The sequence below is a fragment of the Sphingobium sp. LSP13-1-1.1 genome (genome assembly GCF_040676415.1).
GTDB lineage: Bacteria > Pseudomonadota > Alphaproteobacteria > Sphingomonadales > Sphingomonadaceae > Sphingobium.
On sequence record NZ_JBEGHU010000018.1, the window covers coordinates 22117 to 29636 of the forward strand.

Sequence of the window (7520 nt, forward strand, 5' to 3'; positions counted from 1 at the left end):
CTTAAGCCGGCTGGGCAACAAGCGGCCGATCCACCGCCGGATCATAAGCCACGTCACTCATCGGCTTCTCCGCGCGCAGTGGGCTGCCCGCGATGGTCTTGCCGATATTCCAGGCCATGATGATCGCCCCGGCGAGGTACATGAGGCCTCCCGCCGCGCGGATCAGATACATCGGGAACATGGCGCTCACGACTTCGGAAAAGGCATAGACGAGGTAGCCGTCGCTGCCATATTCGCGCCACATCAGCCCCTGCATGATGCCCGCCACCCACATTGACGAAGCGTAGAGGACGATGCCCAGCGTCGCGAGCCAGAAGTGCCAGTTGACGAGGCGCAGGCTGTAAAGCCGGTCCCGCTTCCACAGACGCGGCGTCAGATAATAGAGGCAGGCGAAGGTGATGAGGCCGTTCCACCCCAGCGCGCCCGAATGGACATGGCCGATCGTCCAGTCGGTATAGTGCGACAGGCTGTTCACGGCCTTCACCGACATCATGGGCCCTTCGAAGGTGCTCATCCCGTAGAAGGCCAGCGCCATCACCATCATGCGGATGATCGGATCGGTGCGGATGCGGTCCCACGCGCCATTCAGCGTCATCAGGCCGTTGATCATCCCGCCCCAGCTCGGCATCCACAGCATGACCGAAAACACCATGCCCAGGGTCTGCGCCCAATCGGGCAGGGCCGTGTAATGAAGATGGTGCGGACCTGCCCAAATATAGAGGAAGATCAGCGACCAGAAGTGGATGATAGACAGCCGATAGCTGTAGACCGGCCGTTCCGCCTGCTTGGGCACGAAATAATACATCATGGCCAGGAAACCGGCGGTCAGGAAGAAACCGACCGCATTATGCCCGTACCACCATTGCGTCAGCGCATCCTGTACCCCCGCGAAAGCACTGTAGCTCTTGGAACCAAGCAGGCTGACCGGCATCGACAGGTTGTTGACGATGTGCAGCATTGCGATCGTCAGGATGAAACTCAAGTAAAACCAGTTCGCCACATAGATGTGCGGCTCGCTGCGGCGCAGGATCGTGCCGCCAAAGACGATCAGGTAAGCGACCCAGACGATCGTCAGCCAGATATCGACATACCATTCCGGCTCGGCATATTCGCGTCCTTCGGTAATGCCCATGACATAGCCGGTGGCGGCCAGCACGATGAACAATTGATATCCCCAGAACACGAACCGCGCGAGCGAGGGGAAGGCGAGCCGCGCCCGGCAGGTGCGCTGCACCACATAGAAGCTGGTCGCGATCAGCGCGTTGCCGCCAAAGGCAAAGATCACGGCTGAAGTATGCAGCGGCCGCAATCGCCCGAAGCTCGTATATTCGATGCCAAGGTTCAGGGCGGGAAAGGCGAGCTGCAAGGCGATGTAGAGCCCCGCGAGAAACCCCGCCAATCCCCAGAATACGGTCGCGATCACGCCCCAGCGGATCGGATCGTCATCATATTTCCCCTGATCGGTGGGCATCTTCACCAGACCACGCGCGATGCTTGCGTAATCGGCGCCGCCGATCGTCACCACCGCCATCAGCAGCGCCGCCGCGCAGGCAATGCCCATATGGACGGCAAATCCGTTGTCCACGGCCATCAGCGACGCCAGAAAGGCGATGACGGCCAGCGCGAACCAGCCGCCCGATTTCAATAATAGTTGATCCATCGGATCCCCCCGCGAAAACTTGTCTGCGGCGCCCTTCCGCAGGGGCCGTCTTCGTGAACCAACCTCTGTCAAAGGCGGGGCGGCAGGTATGTAGGGGAATGTCCGTAGACGGACTGTCGCCACCCCTTCCCCCAGGGCTTGGGTCCACCCGCCCTGGAGCAAGCCGGCACCAGCTTGAGAAACGCTGACAGGGCTAACCGTTTCTCGACCTTGCTCGAAGCGAACGGAAGACGGCAGAACGGTTTGACGTCACAGGCGCTCCAAAACCGGGGTTCACTCCCCCTCGGCCATGCTCTCCAGCCGATCGGCAGCACAGATCCGGACGCCCCGCCGCCCGGCAAGCGCGATCACGCCCAGCCGCTTCATGTCGCTGAACTGGCGCGAGACCGTCTCTATCGTCAGCCCCAAAATATCCGCGATCTGCTGGCGCGACAGAGGCAGGTCGATCGCGCCGCTCGGGTCCGCGCGCAGCCGCCGGCTCATGTCCAGCAGGAAGGATGCAACCTTCTCCCGCGCATTCTTGCGCCCAAGCAACAGCATCCAGCCGCGTGTCCGGTCAAGATCGTCCAAGGTCCGCTGCAGCAGCCGATGCTCCAATTGCGGGTGCCGGCGCGCAAAGCCATCGAAAGCGCCGCGTGGGTAAAGGCACAGCCGCGCATCGGTCAGCGCCGTGACGCTATGCGGCGTCCGCGCGCCAAAGGGTCGCCCGATGAAATCCGACGCATAGACCACGCCGACGATCTGCTCGCGCCCGTCGCCTGTCGATGTCGCGAGCTTCAACGTGCCTTCGATCACATTGGCGACGACCATGCTGTCGTCGCCCTCCCACATCACCGTCTGCCCGGCCTGCACCGTCACGCGCCGGCCGATCCGGTTGAGCGCCGTGCGCTCCGCCGGATCAAGGTCGGCGCAGATCGCCTGATCGCGCACCTCGCACCGATCGCAATAACCAGCCGCGCAGCCTCCGGAGACCGGAGTCATCATCGCCGCCATCTCGGGCCCGCCAGACGCCTTTTGCGCCAGATCAAATTGCATATCCATGCCCGCTGCATGCCGCCGTGCGGGTTCCGGACCTATCCGTAATTGTCCCTAGGGCCCTATCCGTCAGCACATTGAACCGCGCCGGCCACCACGGTCCGGAATAGTCCTTATATTTTTGCGAGCAGAAAGATCCGATCTGGATGGCATGACATGGACAACCATACGCCTCGAACTTGCCCGGACCGCCGATTTCCCCAATGGATCGGCGGCGCGCAGCTATGTGATGCGCCTGCCGCTTGGCGGTGACGGGCTGATCGATGAGCAGGAATATCGCCACCATCCCGAATTGGCGACGGTACGCCGCTTCTGGCCCAATGAACCCGACCGGCATGGATGCCTGCTGCGAACGGCCGACGGTTGGGCGCTGTCCTACCAGCCGGGGGAAGAGGATGACGAAATCCTCTTTCGTCTCGACGCGCACAGCATCAAGCCCGGCAGCTATCTGACCCTGACAGAGCCAGATGGCGAGCGCCTGCCCTTCATCGTGAAGGCACTCGCCGCGGCCTGAAGTTCAGAGCTTCATGCCGATGCCGACGCCGAACACCAGCGGGTCAAGGTGCACGCGCACCGTCTGCACGCCCGCCGCCGTGGTGGACAGCCGCGCCGTCGTATCCATGTCGATATATTTGACGTCGAGGTTGAGGAAGATCTTGTCCGTCAGGTCCAGGTCGACCCCGGCCTGCGCCGCCCAGCCGAAGCTATCCGACATATGAACCCTGGTCGGGCCCACCGCGCCTTTCAACGCATCGGATGCCTTTTCATTGTAGAACAGCGTATAGTTGACGCCCGCGCCGACATAGGGCCGGACCTTGCCATCGGGCAGGAAATGATATTGCGCCGTCAGCGTCGGCGGCAGCACCCAGGTCGAAGCGAGACGGCCGATCGCGCCCGTCGTGCCGCTACGCCCGCTGGCGCTATGCTTGGTGGTCGCGGCGATCAGTTCAAACCCGATATGATCGCTCGCCATATAGGTCAGGTCGACCTCCGGCATCACACTGTTGTCGACCTTGACCTTCTCGCCAGGGAAGCCGGGCAGCACGCTTCCACTGCGTTCGTTGGGCGCGACCATGATGCCGCGCACCCGCACCAGCACATCGCCCTGCGCGGCCTGAACTGGTGCCGAAATCGCAGCGCCAACGGCGGCCGCGCCCAGCAGGATAGTCTTGATGGTCATCAGATTGTCTCCGTCCCTGTTGTCGGTGGCCCTGCTCTGCCCCGGCGGACGGCATGCGGCATTGATCCTGCGCAACCAGCAATTTGACCTGCCTCAATGTGCCAGGGGGCAGTCCATGCGATCCGCTCTGCCATGTGGACCTATCACCCCGACCTACTGGCCCAGCCGGTGCCGCGCTACACCAGCTATCCGACCGCCGCTCAGTTCACGACTGAAGTGGGCGCGGCGGATCTTGCCGCCCGGCTCGATGGGGTCGATGCGAACGCTCCCCTCTCCCTCTATGTCCACATCCCCTATTGCCACGACATATGCTGGTATTGCGGCTGCAACACCGGCGCGGCGAACCGCGCGCACCGCCTGACCGCTTATGTCGAGGCCCTGGAGCGGGAGATCGCCCTTGTCGCGGCACATCTGCGCGGACGTGGCCGGGTGGCGCGCATCGCATTTGGCGGCGGCAGTCCCAATTCGCTGCCACTCGTCGATTTCGTCCGCCTGCTCCAACAGCTGCTTCTCTGTTTTGATGCGCATCAGCCGGAGATTTCCGTCGAACTCGACCCGCGGCGCCTCGATATACAATGGATCGCCACCATGGCGGCGATGGGGATCGGCCGCGTCAACCTTGGCGTGCAGACCTTCACCCCGCATGTTCAGTCCGCCATCGGCCGCATCCAGCCGCTGGACATGGTGGAAAGGACCGCAGATCAGCTTCGGTCGGCCGGAATCGCGACCGGCTTCGACCTCATGTACGGCCTGCCGGGCCAGAGCCTCGATGATCTTGCGGCGACGCTGGAGGCCAGCATCACGATGCGGCCCGCCCGCATCGCCCTGTTCGGCTACGCCCATATGCCCCACCTCTTGCCGCGCCAGCGCCGCATAGACGGCCGTGCCCTGCCCGATCTCGCCACCCGCTTCGAGATGGCGGCGCAGGGTCATCGCCTCCTCACCGAAGCTGGCTATGATGCGATCGGCTTCGATCATTTCGCCTTGCCGGACGACAGCATCGCCCGCGCTGCCCGCGAGGGCCGTCTTCGCCGCAATTTCCAGGGCTTCACCGATGATCCCACTGAAATCCTCCTGGGTCTTGGCGCCAGCGCGATCAGCCAGTTCCCGGACCTCATCGTCCAGAATGAAAAGCAGGCGGGGCCCTGGCGCGAACGCGTGGAACGTGGCTCGCTGACCGCCACGCGTGGCACGCTGTGTACCGCCGATGATCGCCGTCGCGGCCGGATCATAGAGGCGATCCTCTGCCGCGGCGAAGCGCATGTGGACGCAATCACGCCAATGCCAGACCTGAAGCGCTTCGAACGGCTGGGCCTTGTCAGGGTAGATGGAGCCGATGTGCGACTGACGCCCGACGCCCTCCCCTATGCCCGCAGCATCGCCGCCGCCTTCGACAGCTATCTGCAACCGGCCGAAATGCGGTTCAGCCATGCGGTATAGCGCGGCTGCGTTCGCCGCCCTCGCCTTCGCCAATCTCTCGGCCGGGCAAGTGCCCCATTATGCCGCGCGCTCACCCTATTTCTGCGGCATTGCTCCCCTCGGCTGGACGCCGCCGGGGCAGCACAGGCGACAGGACCAGGATAGAAACATCAGCGCCTGTCACGCGCTGATCGGCGGACGCAGTCGTCCCTTAGGGAAGCGGGCGAAACGGCTGGCCGACTGATAAGGGAGTTGTTCTACCGGCGCAGGCAGAGGAGCCAAAATGAGGCCGTGCGCAGATCGGATCAGCGGCGCCGATGCCTCCCGCCATCCGCATCCTTTCAGCCGTTCAGGGCGTGTTCGTAATCGCTTCGAAGGTCTGGGCGTAGTGATGCTGGAGCAGGATGATCGCGCGATCGGCGTCGCGATTGATGCATGCATCGACCAGATCGCGATGTTCCTGCAGCTCATTGCACTCCAGGACCTGCTCCAGCGCGAGAAGACGGTAGCGTTCCGCGGCGTCGAACAACTGGCCGCTGATCCGCTTGATCCACCGGCTGCCGCACCCGCCGATGAGAGCAAGGTGGAAGTCCTTGTGCCGGCTTTCCCATTCGGAACTTTCGCCCTGGCCCGTCTCCCCGCGATGGGTTCGCGACAGATGATGGAGCGCGAGTATGAGATTCTCCTCCCATGCCAGGTCGAACCGATCGATCGATTCACGAATGGCCAGGCCATCGATCCAGCAGCGCGTCTTGACGAGTTCCTTCAGCTCCTCGGCGCTCACCGGCGCGACACGAAAGCCTTTCTGCTCCTCGAGCGCGACGAAGCCTTCTGAAAGGAGCCGGTTGAGCGCTTCCCGAACGGGGCTGCTGGCCGTGTTGAACCGCTTGCGCAGGGCCCAGCGGCCCACTGTGGAAAGCCAAATCGGGCGAAAACCTGACAGAACTACTCGGCGAAGGATTTAAAATCCGCTCCGAGGCGCTCAAAGCCGCATATGCAAAGCGACGGGTCATTTATCAGCAGGCTTATGAAGATCACCTCAACTGGGAATTCACGGAAGCCGAACTCGCCGAAATTGTCGGATTTCTGAGCAAGCCGGTAGGTCGGCATTATCTCGATGGGCGGTGGAGGACGGAGGCCTACACCAATACGAATACAGAAGACTTGGAGGCGGAAATCGTTAGCGAGGCCGCCTCGACGCTGAGTAAATAGGTCAGTCCGCTTTCGCGCGATCCTATCCAAAAGCCGCGGCCCCGCTCTCCACCCATCCCGGCGATTTGGCCGGGTCAAAGGCGTGGCGGGTCGCGCCAGTGCTGCCGGTCCGGTTTGTATCCGCATGCAATCCAACGCCAGAACGGCGCTAATGGGTGGTTTTCCGACAGTCGGGTTTCAGGCTCGACTTTGAGGATAGCTGACCTTTCCAGCCATGCTATCTGGTCCAAACAATGGAGTCAGGTCGGGTATGAACATCCGTGAGTTTCGAGCCTTAACAGACGTGGCTTTTCGCGCTCAGGGTTTTGTCGAGCGGAGGCTAGTAGGCCAGAAGGTTTGGTCGTTGCCTGATGCGGAGGTGATCCGGTTCTTCCAACCCCTCGCATATAGGCGACCTTGGGGTTTTCTCCTCTCGGGTATCCTCGGGATTGAAATCCCGGAGCTTCGGACGTGGCTTGAGCAGCACAAGCCCAACCAAGAAAGCGGCATTTTCCAAGGTTGCTTCGTTGGCTACAATATCGCCAACGATAGCGTGCTTGGCGAGTTCAGATCGCTAATCGACACTCCCGTGCCCGCCGATTTGTGGGCCGGGTTAGTAATGGATCAGCTAGACCAGCTTCCTTCGCGGCTGGATGACCTCATTGACCAATATCGCCGCAACCGCGAACCTCTCGGTTGGCTTGCCCATCCTCATGACCGGTTCACATGGGACTTTCTGCTGCGCTGGCGACAAGACCCCGATCCTACCCTTCACGTCCCAAGAATGTCTCCGACCGGACAGATTGTCTGATAACCGCTTAGAGCGAGCGTACAGCCAACCTTGGATGACCGAGAATGGTCGCGTGCCGCCGGCCGCTTCCCCAAAGCGAACCGGACCGACAGGTTAGCGGTGACGCGAGGCGATTCGCAGGGCTGGAATGACGATGCGGGTGGACAGCGGACTGGCCGATTTCCATATGTGGCACCGTAATAGCTGCCTGTTGTCTTGGCTCCTCAATGTTGTCAGCGTGGGAT

General features: G+C 62.2%; 9 protein-coding genes. 4 read left to right on the forward strand and 5 right to left on the reverse strand.

Annotation, left to right across the window (positions count from 1 at the left end):
• Position 1: 1 nt before the first annotated feature.
• Positions 2-1660 carry a cytochrome-c oxidase, cbb3-type subunit I gene (gene ccoN / locus MRBLSP13_RS11560; RefSeq protein WP_363735550.1) on the reverse strand — a complete coding sequence of 553 codons (1659 nt, stop codon included), beginning with the start codon at positions 1658-1660 and terminating at the stop codon, positions 2-4.
• Between the two features lie 273 nt (positions 1661-1933).
• Positions 1934-2701, reverse strand: a complete 768-nt coding sequence (locus MRBLSP13_RS11565; RefSeq protein ID WP_363754576.1) for a Crp/Fnr family transcriptional regulator — start codon at positions 2699-2701, stop codon at positions 1934-1936.
• 145 nt (positions 2702-2846) lie between these two features.
• On the opposite strand from MRBLSP13_RS11565, the gene MRBLSP13_RS11570 reads away from it, so the two are divergent.
• The gene (locus tag MRBLSP13_RS11570; RefSeq protein WP_363735553.1) at positions 2847-3209 is read left to right on the forward strand and encodes a hypothetical protein; all 363 of its coding nucleotides are present in this window, start codon (positions 2847-2849) and stop codon (positions 3207-3209) included.
• Positions 3210-3212: 3 nt separating this feature from the next.
• On the opposite strand, the gene MRBLSP13_RS11575 is transcribed toward MRBLSP13_RS11570, so the two are convergent.
• Complete coding sequence (locus MRBLSP13_RS11575; protein WP_363735554.1) at positions 3213-3875, reverse strand: OmpW/AlkL family protein; 663 nt, start codon at positions 3873-3875, stop codon at positions 3213-3215.
• A 132-nt stretch (positions 3876-4007) separates the two neighbouring features.
• On the opposite strand from MRBLSP13_RS11575, the gene hemN reads away from it, so the two are divergent.
• Entirely contained in the window at positions 4008-5315 is a 1308-nt protein-coding gene (hemN, locus tag MRBLSP13_RS11580; protein ID WP_363754580.1) for an oxygen-independent coproporphyrinogen III oxidase, read from the forward strand.
• Entirely contained in the window at positions 5305-5538 is a 234-nt protein-coding gene (locus tag MRBLSP13_RS11585; RefSeq protein WP_363754577.1) for a hypothetical protein, read from the forward strand. Before hemN ends, MRBLSP13_RS11585 begins: the two co-directional genes overlap by 11 nt.
• A 105-nt stretch (positions 5539-5643) precedes the next feature.
• Here MRBLSP13_RS11585 and MRBLSP13_RS11590 read toward each other — a convergent pair whose 3' ends face one another.
• Together MRBLSP13_RS11590 and MRBLSP13_RS11595 are read right to left on the reverse strand one after the other, a co-directional pair.
• On the reverse strand, positions 5644-6204 hold the full coding sequence (locus MRBLSP13_RS11590; RefSeq protein WP_363754578.1) for an FCD domain-containing protein: 561 nt from the start codon (positions 6202-6204) through the stop codon (positions 5644-5646).
• Between the two features lie 35 nt (positions 6205-6239).
• Positions 6240-6404, reverse strand: a complete 165-nt coding sequence (locus tag MRBLSP13_RS11595; protein ID WP_363754579.1) for a hypothetical protein — start codon at positions 6402-6404, stop codon at positions 6240-6242.
• A gap of 352 nt (positions 6405-6756) precedes the next feature.
• Here MRBLSP13_RS11595 and MRBLSP13_RS11600 point away from each other — a divergent pair, with 352 nt between their 5' ends.
• Positions 6757-7296 carry a hypothetical protein gene (locus MRBLSP13_RS11600; RefSeq protein WP_363735559.1) on the forward strand — a complete coding sequence of 180 codons (540 nt, stop codon included), beginning with the start codon at positions 6757-6759 and terminating at the stop codon, positions 7294-7296.
• Positions 7297-7520: the final 224 nt, after the last annotated feature.